Below are 16118 nucleotides of genomic sequence, written 5' to 3' on the forward strand. Positions count from 1 at the left end.
GTTCGTCCTCCCTCTTATGCTTCTTGTTCTTCTGTTTCTTCTTCAATGCCTAATTCCTTTTTAATCCAGTCATAGCCTTCTGCTTCTAAACGTTGTGCAAGCTCTGCACCGCCTGATTTTACAATACGTCCTTGCATCATTACATGTACATGGTCTGGTGTAATGTAATTCAATAGACGTTGATAGTGCGTAATCATTAAACAGCCAAAGCCTTCGCCACGCATAGCATTGATACCTTTTGATACAACTTTTAATGCATCAATATCAAGACCAGAGTCAATTTCATCTAAAATTGCAAACGTTGGCTTAATCATCATTAATTGAAGAATTTCATTACGTTTTTTCTCACCGCCAGAAAATCCTTCATTTAAGTAACGTTGTGCCATATCTTCATCCATTTCAAGGAATTCCATGTTCTTATCTAGTTCACGAATAAACTTCATTAATGAAATTTCATCGCCTTCTTCACGACGTGCATTAATTGCTGAACGTAAGAAATCAGCATTCGTCACACCTGCAATTTCAGAAGGATATTGCATTGCTAGGAATAGCCCAGCTTGAGCACGCTCGTCTACTTCCATTTCAAGCACATCTTCACCATCAAGCTCAACTGTACCTGAAGTTACCTCATATTTAGGATGGCCCATAATAGCGGATGCTAGTGTTGATTTACCAGTGCCGTTTGGTCCCATAATTGCGTGAATTTCATTTGTATTAATTGTAAGATTTACGCCTTTTAAAATCTCTTTCCCGTCGATTTCAACGTGAAGATCTTTAATTACTAAAGTTGACATGAAAATACCTCCATAGTGTTCAGTGAATGGATTGCCATTCCTTAATTATCATCATTCTAATCTTAACTGAAAATCGTTCTCTATGCAAACCATTTCAATCACTTTCAATTTTCTTAAATAAAATCTTGAAAAATAAAGACTTTGTAAGCAATTTCAGTTGATTACTTGTCAAACTTATCAATGAGAATAACGTTCCTTCATTTTCAATAAATCACTTCTAATTGAGAATGAATTTCATCTAGCTACATAGTGAAAACCTCGTGAAAAGGGCTACTTGTAGCGGTTTTATAACAAAAATACATAGATAACGCTATCTATACTATAACCTTTTTCACGATAATGAAATCAATTAAGGAAACAAATATTTTGGCTTTATGCTCAAATCGATATGTAAACATTAATAGTCATTTTTCGTCTTAAATACTATAATTAAAATAAAATCAATCTTATTTTTAGATTAATAGAGGTGAAATGTTAGTGGAGTTACGTCAATTACGCTATTTTGTCGAGGTTGCTGAACGTGAGCATATTTCAGAGGCCGCTGAGCATCTCCATGTTGCACAATCTGCCATAAGCCGGCAAATCGCAAATCTCGAAGATGAATTAGGCACACCCCTGTTTGAACGTGTTGGCCGCAATGTAAAATTAACACCGATCGGAAAAATATTTCTTGAGCATACGATTACAGCTTTAAAAGCGATTGATTTTGCTGCCAAGCAGGTAGAGGAGTATCTTGATCCTGCTAAAGGCTCCATCAAAATTGGTTTTCCTACAAGTTTAGCGAGCTATGTACTGCCAACCGTTATCTCTGCCTTTAAACGCGAATATCCTGGTTTACAATTCCAGCTACGGCAGGGCTCCTATCGCTTTTTAATTGAGGCTGTTAAAAATCGCGATTTAAACTTGGCTTTTTTAGGACCGCTTCCCCCTAAGGATGAATCCATACAATCAACTATATTATTTACTGAAAATATCGCAGCCCTACTCCCAGCCAATCACCCATTAGCAAAAAGAGAAAGTATCCAGCTTGCAGAGTTAAGAAATGATCTCTTTGTGTTATTTCCAGATGGCTATATTTTGCATAAAGTAGCGATGGATGCTTGTCGTGCTGCGGGCTTTTTACCAAATGTGATTTCCGAAGGAGAGGACTTGGATGCATTGAAAGGTTTAGTTGCTGCCGGCATTGGTGTCAGTCTCCTACCTGAAAGCTCTCTTTATGATTCAGCGGCTCGTTTTACTGTAAAAGTGCCTATTCAAGCACCTACAATCCCTAGAACTGTTGGTATTATTTCACCTATTAATCGGGAAATTGCCCCATCCGAAATCATTTTTTTAGACTTTGTAAAAAACTTCTTCTCTCGCCTATCGCAATTCCAATAAAAAAAGAGTACATAAGTTTAAGGCTTATGTACTCTAAAATCTACTATTATTTTACTGGCACTACTGCACCTTTCCACTCTTCTAAAATGAAGTCTTGGATTTCTTTAGATGTTAATACTTCTAATAATTTTTTAATTTCTTCTTTTGTTTCATCGCCTGCGCGTACTGCGATAATATTTACATATGGAGATTCTTTATCCTCAAGAGAAATAGCATCCTCAATTGGATTTAAGCCGTTATCAATGGCAAAGTTAGAATTGATTAAAACCGCATCGCCTTCATCGTTTTCATACATTTGTACTAGCATTTCAGGAGCAGTATTTGCATCGAATTCAAAGTTTTTAGGATTTTCTTCAATATCCTTTAATTCTGCTGCCGTTTTATCAATACCTTCTTTTAATGTAATTAAACCTTTAGCCTCTAATAATGATAACATACGACCATGGTCAGATACTGAGTTAGACAGTAAAATTGTTGCACCCTCTGGAAGCTCTTCTAAAGATTTATATTTTTTAGAGTAAATACCGATTGGCTCAATATGAACACCACCCGCATTCACGAAATCATAGCCATTGTCTTTAATTTGTAACTCGAGGTAAGGAATGTGCTGGAAATAGTTTGCATCCAGGTCTTTTGATTCTAAATCTTGGTTTGGTAATACATAATCCGTATATGTTTCAACTTCAAGATCAATACCTTGCTCAGCTAAAATCGGTTTTGCTTTTTCTAAAATTACTGCGTGTGGTGTATTGGAAGCACCTACTTTTAATGTTACATTTTCTTTACTATCTGTTTTTTCCCCATCAGATGCTGAATTGGCATCCTCTTTTTTATCAGTACCGCAAGCTGCTAAAGCTAGTACAAGTATTGATAAAAATAATCCTGCTAATAACTTCTTCATGTATAACACTCCCTTTTATTTTGTAAAAATATGTTAGCGGTAAAAACCGGAATAACCTTCTACATTTTAGCGTTTATCAATTTTTTCGGTAATAAAATCACCAATCCATTGAATCACAAATACAACTACTAATATCAAAATAGTTGCCATTAATGTCACATCTGTACGATTTCGTTGGAAGCCGTCTAAGAAGGCTAAGTTTCCTAGACCTCCTGCCCCGATAATCCCTGCCATTGCTGTATAGCCAACAAGTGCAACAGCCGTTACGGTAATACCTGAAATTAATGCTGGCAAAGATTCAGGAATGAGTACCTTCCAAATAATTGTCGATGTCTTTGCACCCATTGAGCGAGCCGCTTCAATCACGCCTTTATCAATTTCACGTAAAGCTATTAAAACCATACGTGCATAGAATGGGGCTGCCCCAATAATTAATGCTGGTAATGCCGCATTGGCTCCTCGAATTGTACCAAGTAAAAATTTTGTAAATGGAATTAATAAAATAATTAACACAATAAATGGAATAGAGCGAAAAATATTTACAAGGGAACCGGTTAAAAAGTTGACAATTTTATTGGCCCAGAGCTGATTGGGGCTTGTTAAAAATAATACGATTCCAATCACTAATCCTAGAATAAATGTTACAACCGTTGAGATAGCTGTCATATACAGCGTCTCATATGTAGCCTCCCACATATTTTCCCAGTCTACATTTGGAAAGAGATTACTTAGCATGTGCAATCACCTCCGTTTGTACTTCAACTGTATTTAAATAATTAAGTGCTGCAGCGACATTTGCCTGTGAACCGTCAACTTGTACAATTAATGTACCGTATGCCCCATTCTTTGTTTGTGAAATATTACCGTGAACAATGCTAACTTCCACATCAAATTGTTTAATAAGATGTGAAATAACAGGCTGTTCTGTATTTTCACCGACAAAGATAAGCTTCACAAGCTGGCCAGTTGGATAATTGGCTTTGATTTGTGCCACGGTCTCTAGCGTTTCCTTTGTATCTGTAATTTGCGCTACAAATTTTTTCGTAATAGCTGCTTGTGGTGATTGGAAAACTTGCAATACCTCGCCACGTTCTACAATTTCGCCCGCTTCCATAACAGCTACACGATGACAAATTTTGCGGATCACATGCATTTCATGGGTAATCAGCACAATGGTTAAGCCTAGGCGTTCATTGATATCCACAAGTAAATCAAGAATCGCATCTGTCGTTTCAGGATCAAGCGCAGAGGTTGCCTCATCACATAGTAAAACCTCTGGATTATTGGCTAATGCACGTGCAATGCCTACTCGCTGCTTCTGTCCACCAGAGAGCTGTGAGGGATAGGCCTTATCACGTCCCTCTAAGCCAACAAGTGCTATCAATTCCTTCACTCGTGCTTCACGTTGAGCCTTGGAAACACCCGCGATTTCTAAAGGAAAAGCAATGTTCTCGGCAACAGTTCTCGACCACAGTAAATTGAAATGCTGGAAAATCATACTTACCTTTTGTCGAGCAGCTCGAAGTTTTTGCCCTTTAATGGATGAAAATTGTTGATTGTTCACCATTACTGTTCCTGCTGTTGGTTTCTCTAATCCATTTAATAAGCGAATCATCGTACTTTTACCAGCACCACTATAGCCGATAATACCGAAAATTTCACCTTTATCGATAGAGAGGTCTACGTTTTTGACTGCTGTTAATTCACCATTTGCTGTTTTATATTTCTTCGTAATATTTTGAAGCTGGATCATTGCCAATACTCCTTTTCTCATATAGAAAACCCCTTCACTCAGAGACAAGCAGAAGGGGTTACCGTACTTATACGTTTAACCGTTCTCTCATCTTTCAAAGACAAATCTTTGGGTGATTTGGCACCTTTTCACGCTGTGATGGTTGCCGGGCTTCATAGGGCACTTCCCTCCGCCACTCTTTATAAGAGTTCGATATATTTAATGTTTTTGTAATCTATGTGTTACTTTACCATGCCGGCAAAGTTCAGTCAATTGCTTTTTTCAACAATTCATATAAAAATGGTACGGATTGAAAAGCATATATTTTATTTGTCACTTTTCCGCCATTACAGACGAGCAAACAGGGAACACTTTCAATTTGATGCTCATAGGCAATCTGCTCGACAAAATTAATATTGGCTTGGCCTAATTGTAGTTGTGGTACTAATTGTTCAACAATTGACATCATTTTTGAAGCCACTGCACACGTGCCACAAATCGGCGTATATAAATAAAATGCAGCTTGCTCTCCCGACTGTATAGCCGTTTCCCACTGCTTTATTGACCATTCTTCCATTATTCACGCAACCTTACTTACAAAATATATTCATTATGGATGGAGAAGTGAGCGCGCAATAAAATTGTTGCTAACACTTTTCTTGGTGTCGTCTCCACTTCCTTATAGGTAGGCATTGTACGCAAATGCTCAGCCTCTGGATAATGTCTGTCCATTAATGCACGTAGTTTATCACCTGAAGTATCTGCATCGAAAAAAGTAAAAAGCTCACAGCCCTCATACGGATCAAGAAGTTCTTCTAATTGATGCACACCAATTGTACCATTCGTACATAGTATTGTAACATTCTCCTTCAAAATAGGCTTAATCTGAAGCTTATCTGAGCGCCCCTCTACTATCAAGCATTTTCCCTGGAACATTACGCCACCTCCATTTTAAACATCCCCACTTATAAGTCAGTATATATTGAACTACCCCCACTTAGTTATTGAAGTGGGAGATTCCTAAGAACACCAGCGTCACCGCCAGTTATGGATTAGGCTATCCCCGTAGTTCCTACGGTTAGAAGCCTTATCGCTTCGTTTTTCAGATTTTGTCCTGCGTTCCTATCTCTATCATGATGTGTGCCACAAGAAGGGCAATCCCATTCACGAAGATTTAAATGCTTAACGTCTTTGTTTTGGTAGCCACAAACTGAACATAATTGAGAACTTGCAAAGGTTTTAGATACAGCCACTACCTGTTTGCCATACCACTTTGCTTTGTACGCTAACATCGTTCTAAATTGCGACCATGATGCTTCACTAATTGCTTTCGCTAGTTTATGGTTCTTCAACAGATTTGACACCTGCAAATCTTCGATACCGATGACATCGTGGTTTTTGATGATGTCAGTAGAGATTTTTTGCAAATAGTCTGTTCTTGCATGCGCTATTTTTTCATGAATGCGCGCGACTTTCACCTTTTGTTTTTGGTAGTTTCTTGCTTCCTCTAACGACTTCTTTTGCTGCAATGCCATTTCTTTTCGCCTTGACAAAATACGCTGTTCTTTCGCCAGTTTCTTTTCAAGTGAACGGAAAAACTTTGGATTTTTATACACCGTTCCAGTAGAAAGAATCGCAAAATCTTTAAGACCAACATCAATACCGACAGAAAAACCTGTTTTTTCTAGTGGTTGCACGTCTGTTTCCACAAGAATTGAAACAAAATATTTACCACTTGGATTTCGTCTGATTGCAGCGTTAAGAATACGCCCTTTAACTTCACGACTTTTTGCAAACTTGACGAATCCAAGTTTGGGTAACTTGATTTTGTTTCCTACAATCGTAATATTGCCGTTCGTGTGCTTTGTTGTGTAGGATTGTACTTTATTGTTTTTAGACTTGAAACGTGGTGCTTTAGTCTGTTTCTTGAAAAATCGTGCATACGCATCCGCAAGGTTTTTAAGGGAGGATTGAAGCGCAATGCTGTCTACTTCTTTCAACCATACGAATTCTTTTTTTAACTGCGTTAATTCGGCAGAACATGAATGGTAAGTGAATCCTTTGTCTGTTTATCGTTCCAACGTGCTAAAAAATAATTGAAGACAAAACGCGAACAACCGATTGTTTTAGCCATGAGGATTTCTTGTTCTTTGTTTGGGTAGATACGGAATTTGTATGCTTTGTTGACCAACACACGAAACACCTCCCTCTTTACCCGAATGTTTGTTTCTATTTTAACCGAAAGGGAGTGGCTTTGGCTATCACCAACCGCCATTTATCGCCCCTTACGTATTCGGCTACGCCCCACACATGCCTTGAAGCGGGCGTCTTCTGTCGGAAAACGATAAAAAACGCCGGTAGTTGCCGACGTTTTTCGATTATAGCTTGTCTTATTCTGCAATCATTTCTTCGTATTGTTCTGCTGTCATAAGTTTGTCAACTTCTGATGCATCAGCAGGCTCTACAACAATCATCCATGCTTGTTCATATGGTGATTCATTTACGAATTCTGGGTTATCTTCTAAATCTGCATTGACTTCAACAACAGTACCCGAGATTGGTGCGTATAGTTCAGAAACTGTTTTTACTGATTCTACGCTGCCAAATGGATCATCTGTTTTGATTTCATCGCCAACTTGCGGAAGCTCCACAAATACGATATCTCCTAGCTCAGATTGTGCGAAGTGTGTGATACCGATACGTACTTTACCATCTTCTACTTTTACCCATTCGTGCTCTTCAGAATATCGTAAATCTTTCGGTGTGCTCATGCCAAAACCCCTCCATAAATATGTAATCGATTCATTTTCAGTGTGCCATATTTCTCCTATAAAAACAAGGAGAAATGCGGTTATTTCCAAGCTTGTTCAAAATCTGATTCTTTAAACCCTAAAGTTACTTTTTTTCCATCTGTCACAATTGGGCGTTTAATGAGCATACCATCAGAAGCAAGTAGTTCAAGCTGCTCCTCCTCTGGTATCTCAGCAAGCTTATCCTTTAATCCAAGCTCACGATATTTCATGCCAGATGTATTAAAAAACTTCTTCAAAGGTTGCCCACTCGCTTGCCAGAATGCTGTGATTTCATCCTTTGTTGGCGTTTGCTCTACAATATGTATTTCTTCATAGGAAATATCATGATCATTTAACCACTTTTGTGCTTTTTTACATGTTGTACATTTTGGATAATGAATAAATTGAATCGTCATTAAAATGCTCCTCTACTGTCTTTTTCTGTAGTATACCATCATAAGTGTTTTGAAGGGTGGAACTTCTCTTATTTTGGGGGTTCTAATGATGGTTTACTGGCCGAATATCCTGTACTTTCGGGCTTCTATCTATCACTTTTGCCATTCTATCCATTTATTTAAAGCTGCTATCCGTTTCTCTTAGGCTATCCGCTACTTTTGGAGCTCTATCCGTCACTTTCGCTCTTCTATCCATCTATTTAGAGCCTCTATCCATTTTACAATGTCATCTTCTTCACCCCAAAAAACCTAGCTCCTATTAAGAAATGGGAGCTAGGTTTCGCATTATCATATAATTAAACAATATACTTTTCTGCTTCAATTAACTTTACGGAAGCTTCACGTTTCTTGGCGATTAAGTTGTATGGATTATTGCGTGTTAGCTTACGCAATGCCGATAATGTCATACGTGCTGCATCGCCATCTGCTGAAGCAAGAATTGTATCCTTTGCTTCTTTTTCGATTTCTGCGAATGCCTCTTGGCAGAAAATTTGCGTATATAGTAATTTTTGCTGTGCTTTTTCAGCGCCATCACGAGCAATTGCCTTTTCTGTACGTAACACTGCGGATTCCATTGCAAATAATTGGTTCGCAATATTCGCAATGTTTACCAATACCTCTTGCTCTTGATCAAGCTTGGCACCAAAGCGTTGTGCTGCTAAACCTGCTGCTAATACAGCAATTTTCTTGGCATTTTTCACTAAATATTTTTCTTGTGCTAATGGCTCTGTTCCAATATCCTCTGGCATTAACATTAGCAGCTCTTGCTGTAAGTTTTGCGCTACTTGTAATAATGGCAGCTCACCTTTTAGCGCCTTTTTCATAAATGTACCAGGTACGATCATGCGGTTAATTTCATTTGTACCTTCGAAAATACGATTAATACGAGAATCACGATAAATACGCTCTACTTCATATTCAGCCATAAAGCCATAACCACCATGTAGTTGTACTGCTTCATCTGCAATATAATCTAATGTTTCTGATCCGAATACTTTGGCAATAGAGCATTCAATCGCATACTCAGCAACGGCTCCTGCAATAACTTTTCCTTGCTTTTGCTCCTCAGGGCTTAGTTGGCTTAAACGATCCTCAAATAAACCTACTGTACGATAGTTTAATGATTCAGATGCATATAAGTGAGAAGCCATTGTTGATAGTTTCTCTTTTGTTAAATTGAAGTCAGAAAGCTTTGTTTTAAATTGTTGACGTTGGTTTGTATATTGAATCGCAAGCTCTAATGCACGCTTAGAGCCACCAATTGTCCCAACACCTAATTTATAACGACCAATGTTTAAAATATTAAAGGCAATGACATGCCCACGGCCAATTTCGCCTAGTAGGTTTTCAACAGGTACTTCCGCATCCTCTAGCACTAATGTACGAGTTGATGAAGATTTGATGCCCATTTTCTTTTCTTCAGGGCCCACCGAAACACCATTGTAGGCACGTTCTACGATAAAGGCAGAGAATTTCTCGCCATCAATTTTTGCATAGACAACAAAAACATCTGCAAAGCCTGCATTAGTAATCCATTGCTTTTCACCATTCAAAATATAATGTGTGCCTGCCTCATTTAATTTCGCAGTCGTTTTTGCCCCTAACGCATCTGAGCCTGAACCTGGCTCTGTTAATGCATAAGCAGCGATTAATTCACCTGAAGCTAGCTTAGGTAAGTATTTTTGCTTTTGCTCTTCATTACCGAATAGTACGATTGGTAATGACCCAATCCCAACATGTGCACCATGTGTAATGGAGAAGCCACCTGCTACAGACATTTTTTCTGCAATTAAAGCTGAAGACACTTTATCTAAGCCAAGACCCTCATACTCTTCAGGTACATCTGCTCCAAGTAAACCTAGCTCCCCTGCGCTTTTTAGCAGTCGTACAGAATGCTCAAATTCATGATGCTCTAAATTTTCAACTACTGGCAATACTTCGTTTGCTACATATTCCTCTGTTGTTTTTGCAATCATTTTATGCTCATCTGTGAAATCCTCTGGTGTAAATACACGATCTAATTCCACATCTTCAATAAGAAATCCGCCGCCTTTAATGAAATCCGTTGTTTTTTCTGTCATCTTCTATTCCTCCCAATATATCTAATGTAATCCCCTATATATAGAAAAGCCTGAGGTACAATGTTCGGAGGCAACCGGAAACAGTATACCTCAAGCTGATCTAGCAAAATTATAAAATTTCAAATACGCCCGCAGCGCCCATACCGCCACCGATACACATTGTTACAACGCCATATTTCTTCCCTTGACGCTTCAATTCATGAATAAGCTTTAATGTTAAAATCGCACCTGTTGCGCCTAGTGGATGTCCTAATGCAATGGCTCCTCCATTAACATTGACCTTCTCTTGGTTGATGCCTAAATGGCGCACTACCTGTAATGATTGTGAGGCAAATGCTTCATTAATTTCCCATAGATCAATATCTTCTATTGATAGTCCTGCAATTTCTAATGCCTTTGGTACTGCCACAATCGGTCCAATACCCATTACCTCAGGCGGCACACCACCTACTGCAAATCCTAGGAATTTTGCCATTGGCGTAAGACCTTGTTTTTCCGCTTCTTCACGTTCCATTACTAGTACAGCTGCTGCACCATCAGAAGTTTGAGAGGCATTACCAGCTGTTACACTGCCTTTTATATGAAAAGCTGGACGCAGCTTTGCTAAACCTTCAACTGATGTACCTGGACGTACACCTTCATCCATACTAAATGTGAATTTTTTGACTTGTGGTTTATTATTCTCATCTACGTAGTGCTGTTCCACTTCGATTGGTACAATTTCATCATTGAATTTACCTTCTTTAATCGCCTTTTCAGCAAGAGTGTGCGAGCGAACAGCAAAGGCATCTTGATCTTCACGACTAACACTATATTGACGAGCTACTTCCTCAGCCGTATGCCCCATGCCCATATAATATTGTGGAGCTGTTTCCGCTAACGTCGGATTTAAGCGTGGTGTATTTCCCACCATCGGCACCATACTCATCGACTCGACGCCACCAGCAAGAATAGCCTTTGAGTGTCCTAACATAATTCGCTCTGCTGCATAGGCAATCGCCTGTAAACCTGATGAACAAAATCTATTAATCGTCAGAGCAGGGGTTGTATCTGGTAACCCAGCAAGTGCCCCAATACTGCGTGCCACATTCATCCCTTGCTCCGCCTCTGGCATCGCACAGCCTAAAATTAAATCATCAATCGGCCCTTCATAGCCTGCTCTTTTCAATGTTTCCTTGACTACAACAGCACCAAAATCATCTGGTCTTACTGTTGCTAAAGAACCTTTTTTTGCTTTTCCAATTGGAGTTCGAGCTCCTGCTACAATAACGGCTTCACGCATCGTATTAATCCCCCTTTGTTTCATGTGCAAGAATTGTCTATTTCATCTATTAATTACGAAGTGGTTTACCTTTTAACAGCATGTGCTGCATGCGTTGCTGAGAAAGCGGGTCTGCTACTAGGCTTAAGAATGCCTCACGCTCTAGGTTCAATAAATATTGCTCATCCACTAATGTGCCGTATGGAACCTTACCACCTGCAATCACATAGGCTAATTTTTTAGCAATTTTTAAATCATGTTCGCTGATAAAGCCTGATTCAAGCAGTCCTTGCGCACCAATCAGTAATGTACCGTAGCCTGATGCACCGACCACTGGCACCTTTGTTGGCACAGGTGGTTGATAGCCTGCCTCATAAAGCGCTAATGCCGCCTGCTTCGCATCGTATAATTGATGATCTGGGTTCACAGAAATACCATCCGCAAAGTTTAAGAAGTTATTTTCGCGTGCTTCCTCACCGGAAGTTGAAACCTTTGCCATTGCAATTGTTTCAAATACTTTATTAGCAATATGTTGATAATCTACCTCTACGCCATTTGGTAAACCTTTTAGGAACTTTTCATAAAGCGCCTTATTGCCGCCACCTCCAGGGATTAAGCCAACGCCTACTTCTACTAAGCCCATATACGTTTCCATTGTTGCCTGAATATGTGTGGCTGGTAAGCATACCTCTGCGCCACCACCTAATGTCATACCAAATGGTGCTGCTACGACTGGCTTACGGCAATATTTAATTTTTTGCATAGCATCTTGGAATGATTTAATAACGAAATCGAGCTCAAAAATATTATCATCCTGTGCCTCTACTAAAATCATCCCTAGATTTGCGCCAACACAGAAATTTTTCCCCTGGTTACCGATGACTAAGCCCTTATAGTTAGCCTCGACCTCACTCACTGCAAAGTTAATCATTTGAATAATATCTAAGCCAATCGCATTTGACTGGGAATGGAATTCTAACAACGCAATACCATCGCCTAAATCTATTAAACTAGCACCTGTGTTTGATTTAATCACACCATGCTTTTTCTTATAACGTTTTAAGTTAATCTCTTTTTCATTGACTGGCACTTTCACATACTGTGAGCCATTGTAGTAAGCTAAATCGCCATCTATTTCAGAATAGAATGTTTCAAAGCCATTTGTTAACATGTCTTTGACAAATGCAGGTACTTCTCGACCCTCTGCTTCCATTTTTGCTACAGAGTCCTTCACGCCAATCGCATCCCAAATTTCAAATGGTCCCTGTTGCCAGCCAAAGCCCCATTTCATGGCATTGTCAATAGCTACAATATCATCTGCAATTTCACCATGTAGCTGTGCTGAATAAATTAATGTTGGTGCAAAAATTCCCCATAGCAGTTCACCTGTACGATCCTTTGCATAGGTTAATGCTTTAACTTTATTCGCTAATCCACGTGTTTGTTTTGCCATTTCAATAGAAGGTGTTTTTAATTTTTTCACTGGACTATACTCAAATGTTGTTGGGTCCATCTCAAGAATTTCTTTTCCTTGCTTTAAGAAGAAACCTTGACCTGACTTAGCTCCAAGCCAGCCGTTTTCCACCATCTTTTGCAAAAATTCAGGGACAGCAAAGACCTGTTGCTCCTCACCTGTTGTTTGATCGTAAACATTTTTAGCTACATGAATAAATGTATCTAATCCTACAACATCTAATGTACGGAAAGTTGCCGATTTTGGACGTCCGATTAATGGACCTGTTACAGAGTCTACTTCCCCTACAGAGTAACCGCCCTTTAGCATTTCCTGTAAAGTGATTAATAAACCGTATGTGCCAATGCGGTTGGCAATAAAGTTTGGTGTATCCTTTGCAAGTACAACGCCTTTTCCAAGCACATCCTCACCAAATGTTTTCATAAAGCTCACAACTTCTGGTGCCGTTGTATCAGCTGGAATGACCTCTAATAATTTTAAATAGCGAGGTGGATTGAAAAAGTGTGTTCCTAGGAAATGCTTTTTAAAATCATCTGAGCGTCCCTCTGCCATTGCATTAATACTAATGCCTGATGTATTGGAGCTAATAATTGTGCCTGATGTACGAATCGCATCAATTTTTTCATAGAGACTTTGTTTAATTGATAAATTTTCAACAACAACTTCAATAATCCAATCCACATCTTTTAATTGATCTAAATCATCCTCAAAGTTGCCGACCGTTAGTAGTGATAAATTTTTCTTAGAAGTAAGTGGTGCTGGCTTTTGCTTTAATAACTTTTGCAAGGCTCCGTTTACAATACGATTTCTAACAGCTGGGTGCTCTAAAGAAAGCCCCTTTGCCTCTTCCTCCTGCGTCAGTTCCTTTGGTGCAATATCTAATAGTAGTGTCGGTATACCGATATTTGCTAAGTGTGCTGCAATTCCAGAGCCCATCACCCCAGAACCTAGAACAGCTGCTTTTTGAATGTTGTAAGTCACAAGCAATTCCCCCTTATTCTCCCATTGAATGAATAGCCATTCATTTTTTGACCAAAAAAATATCAAGTTTACCTTAGTGATTTTTTATCCTGTGTTGACTTTTCCAACCGAATACAGCTAAGGCTTATCTCCATTTACAGTAGGTAATGAAGATAAAACTACTTTTTCTGTTTTTAGTGTAGATTATTTTGTCTAATTTAGCAATCTTTTTTCACTATTTATTTTTGCAATATATAACTTTTTTTGTTTTTTACGAGCGAAAAGCATGCAAGAAGTAGCGAGCAATACAGCGAAACAGAAAACTTTCAGGTTACGCTAAAAATGTGTAGAATGGAAAGCAAGGAGCGTGAATACTATGAAAACAATTACTACGACAGAACAATTTAATGAACTGATTGCTGGTGACCAAAAGGTACTAGTAAAATTCTATGCAGGCTGGTGTCCAGATTGCACACGTATGAATATGTTTATTGATCCAATTATTGAGGAGTATAGCCAATACGATTGGTATGAGCTAAACCGCGATGAGCTACCAGAAATTGCAGAGAAATATGATGTGATGGGCATTCCAAGTCTATTAATTTTCCAAAACAGCGAAAAGCTTGCACACTTACATAGTGCAAATGCTAAAACACCTCAGCAAGTAACAGAATTTTTAGCTGCCCAACAATAACCAATGAGCTGCATTCTTTTCACGGAATGCAGCTCTTTTTGAAAGGAAACGATATGATGCACCAACAATTGAATTTAGCTGGAACGTCACAATATGATCCATCCATTGCACCAGGCTATCGCAATTCTGCCTGTGGACCTACAACAATTTATGTGATTTTAAACTATTTGAATGCATCTGCTCCTAGCATTAATGAGCTTTATCAACAGCTTGGTGGCACAAAAATTGGTTTATTTAAATGGCGGCTTATTTATCATCTTCGTCGCTTACAGCCAAATTGGGATATTCGTGGCTGTTCATTAAAGGAAGCCTTACAGGAAATCGATGCTGGTCGCCCTGTTGCGATGCGCTTTGACCGCTATTTTAGTCTGAATTGGCGAGATCAACAATCTACCTTTGCCTACCATTGGGTTCCCCTTATTGGCTATGAAATAAAAAATGACCAGCTATCGTTAATTTTTCATGATAATGGTGGTCCAAATCGTAATAGCAAAGTTCAACAAGCACTATTTCACAATAACGCAAAGGTGCTATCATTTGTTAAAATTACACCGAATACAAGGAACGTGCATGCTTCGCAATAAGTGTATAGCCACTCTCCTCAATCGCTTTAAAGGTTTGTGCTTGATAATTCGGCAATACTAAGCTTGTAAAATCCGCTTCTATTGGGACATCGGTTTGAATCGTTGCAAGCTCATACGATAATTGCAACATCTTTATATTTTCTTGAATTTTTGTTCGTTGCCCAGGCTTTAATTCAGCCAATGATGCCAAAATATTATCAATAGAGCCGTATGTTTGAATTAAGGTAAGTGCCTGCTTAGGGCCAATACCTTTTACACCTGGATAGCCATCACTTGTATCTCCCATAAAGGCCTTCACCTGTGCAAATTGTGCTGGTTCAATACGATATTCCTCGTGAAAGCGCGCATGTGTATAAATATCATATTCTGTATAGCCTTTTTTCGTAAAAGCAATCTCTGTAGATGGTCTTAAAAGCTGAAGCAAATCTTTATCACCACTAATTACGGTAATATCTGCCTCGTTCTGCCATTTTGTAATCATAGAGCCGATTAAATCATCCGCTTCCATTCCTTGCACTCCAAAATTTTTCCAGCCAATTTGCTGTGCTAAATTCTTTGCCATATCGAATTGTGGCAGCATCTCCTCTGGCGGTGCTGGACGATTCGCCTTATAGCCATCAAATAGATCATTGCGGAATGTATGTGCCCCCATGTCCCAACAAACAGCCATATGAGTTGGCTTCATTATGGATTGTGCTGTTAGTACATGACGCACAAATCCTTGCGCCCCATTTGTTGGTGTGCCATCTGCAAGGCGAATAAAATGACCCATTGCTGCCGAAGCAAAAAAGGAACGAAATAACAGTGCCATACCGTCAACAATTAATAGCTTTGGTTTTGTTGTCATACTAAAATCCTCTCTTATATACAATCTATTACGCCAAGGTGTAATTATTGCCGCTAACGCCTCGCTTTCGCGCAGATAAACAATGTGTCCAGATTTCTTCGAGCTCGTTTGAAAAAATCTATCACACCCGCTGGAGCTTTTATCTTGGTTCAGAAGATATTTA

General features: G+C 39.0%; 15 protein-coding genes, 1 pseudogene and 1 riboswitch. Of the genes and pseudogenes, 3 read left to right on the plus strand and 13 right to left on the minus strand.

Annotation, left to right across the window (positions count from 1 at the left end):
• Nucleotides 1–14 precede the first annotated feature (14 nt).
• The gene (sufC, locus tag MHB44_RS17785) at nucleotides 15–800 is read right to left on the minus strand and encodes a Fe-S cluster assembly ATPase SufC (RefSeq protein ID WP_200908550.1); all 786 of its coding nucleotides are present in this window, start codon (nucleotides 798–800) and stop codon (nucleotides 15–17) included.
• 471 nt (nucleotides 801–1271) lie between these two features.
• Between sufC and MHB44_RS17790 the strand changes: the two genes are divergently transcribed.
• Nucleotides 1272–2174, plus strand: coding sequence for a LysR family transcriptional regulator (locus MHB44_RS17790; protein WP_053995036.1), 903 nt, complete (start codon nucleotides 1272–1274; stop codon nucleotides 2172–2174).
• Nucleotides 2175–2220: 46 nt separating this feature from the next.
• On the opposite strand, the gene MHB44_RS17795 is transcribed toward MHB44_RS17790, so the two are convergent.
• The 11 genes and pseudogenes from MHB44_RS17795 to MHB44_RS17845 form a co-directional block, all read right to left on the minus strand.
• Nucleotides 2221–3075 (minus strand): MetQ/NlpA family ABC transporter substrate-binding protein, encoded by an 855-nt coding sequence (locus MHB44_RS17795; RefSeq protein ID WP_341300245.1) that lies wholly within the window; start codon nucleotides 3073–3075, stop codon nucleotides 2221–2223.
• Between the two features lie 66 nt (nucleotides 3076–3141).
• A complete protein-coding gene (locus MHB44_RS17800) occupies nucleotides 3142–3810 on the minus strand; it encodes a methionine ABC transporter permease (RefSeq protein WP_341300246.1) in 669 nt (222 codons plus the stop codon).
• Nucleotides 3800–4828, minus strand: coding sequence for a methionine ABC transporter ATP-binding protein (locus MHB44_RS17805; RefSeq protein ID WP_341302995.1), 1029 nt, complete (start codon nucleotides 4826–4828; stop codon nucleotides 3800–3802). Before MHB44_RS17805 ends, MHB44_RS17800 begins: the two co-directional genes overlap by 11 nt.
• A gap of 84 nt (nucleotides 4829–4912) precedes the next feature.
• Nucleotides 4913–5016, minus strand: a riboswitch (SAM riboswitch).
• 56 nt (nucleotides 5017–5072) lie between these two features.
• A complete protein-coding gene (locus MHB44_RS17810) occupies nucleotides 5073–5384 on the minus strand; it encodes a thioredoxin family protein (protein ID WP_341300247.1) in 312 nt (103 codons plus the stop codon).
• A 17-nt stretch (nucleotides 5385–5401) separates the two neighbouring features.
• Nucleotides 5402–5743, minus strand: coding sequence for a hypothetical protein (locus tag MHB44_RS17815; protein ID WP_341300248.1), 342 nt, complete (start codon nucleotides 5741–5743; stop codon nucleotides 5402–5404).
• Nucleotides 5744–5859: 116 nt separating this feature from the next.
• Nucleotides 5860–7001 (minus strand): annotated as a pseudogene (gene tnpB, locus MHB44_RS17820) (IS200/IS605 family element RNA-guided endonuclease TnpB).
• Nucleotides 7002–7197: 196 nt separating this feature from the next.
• Nucleotides 7198–7578, minus strand: coding sequence for a glycine cleavage system protein GcvH (gcvH, locus tag MHB44_RS17825; RefSeq protein WP_053995041.1), 381 nt, complete (start codon nucleotides 7576–7578; stop codon nucleotides 7198–7200).
• Between the two features lie 80 nt (nucleotides 7579–7658).
• Nucleotides 7659–8015 (minus strand): arsenate reductase family protein, encoded by a 357-nt coding sequence (locus tag MHB44_RS17830; protein ID WP_341300249.1) that lies wholly within the window; start codon nucleotides 8013–8015, stop codon nucleotides 7659–7661.
• A gap of 335 nt (nucleotides 8016–8350) precedes the next feature.
• The gene (locus tag MHB44_RS17835; protein WP_341300250.1) at nucleotides 8351–10135 is read right to left on the minus strand and encodes an acyl-CoA dehydrogenase family protein; all 1785 of its coding nucleotides are present in this window, start codon (nucleotides 10133–10135) and stop codon (nucleotides 8351–8353) included.
• Between the two features lie 109 nt (nucleotides 10136–10244).
• Nucleotides 10245–11417, minus strand: a complete 1173-nt coding sequence (locus tag MHB44_RS17840) for an acetyl-CoA C-acetyltransferase (RefSeq protein WP_341300251.1) — start codon at nucleotides 11415–11417, stop codon at nucleotides 10245–10247.
• 49 nt (nucleotides 11418–11466) lie between these two features.
• A complete protein-coding gene (locus tag MHB44_RS17845; RefSeq protein WP_341300252.1) occupies nucleotides 11467–13851 on the minus strand; it encodes a 3-hydroxyacyl-CoA dehydrogenase/enoyl-CoA hydratase family protein in 2385 nt (794 codons plus the stop codon).
• A 355-nt stretch (nucleotides 13852–14206) separates the two neighbouring features.
• Here MHB44_RS17845 and MHB44_RS17850 point away from each other — a divergent pair, with 355 nt between their 5' ends.
• Together MHB44_RS17850 and MHB44_RS17855 are read left to right on the plus strand one after the other, a co-directional pair.
• Nucleotides 14207–14524 carry a thioredoxin family protein gene (locus tag MHB44_RS17850; protein WP_341300253.1) on the plus strand — a complete coding sequence of 106 codons (318 nt, stop codon included), beginning with the start codon at nucleotides 14207–14209 and terminating at the stop codon, nucleotides 14522–14524.
• Nucleotides 14525–14580: 56 nt separating this feature from the next.
• Nucleotides 14581–15108 (plus strand): C39 family peptidase, encoded by a 528-nt coding sequence (locus tag MHB44_RS17855; protein WP_341302996.1) that lies wholly within the window; start codon nucleotides 14581–14583, stop codon nucleotides 15106–15108.
• Here the strand turns inward: MHB44_RS17855 and MHB44_RS17860 are convergent.
• The gene (locus MHB44_RS17860) at nucleotides 15071–15955 is read right to left on the minus strand and encodes a 5'-3' exonuclease (protein ID WP_341300254.1); all 885 of its coding nucleotides are present in this window, start codon (nucleotides 15953–15955) and stop codon (nucleotides 15071–15073) included. The genes MHB44_RS17855 and MHB44_RS17860 overlap by 38 nt on opposite strands.
• Between the last annotated feature and the right edge of the window lie 163 nt (nucleotides 15956–16118).

This window comes from Lysinibacillus sp. FSL H8-0500 (assembly GCF_038051955.1).
Classification (GTDB): domain Bacteria; phylum Bacillota; class Bacilli; order Bacillales_A; family Planococcaceae; genus Lysinibacillus; species Lysinibacillus macroides.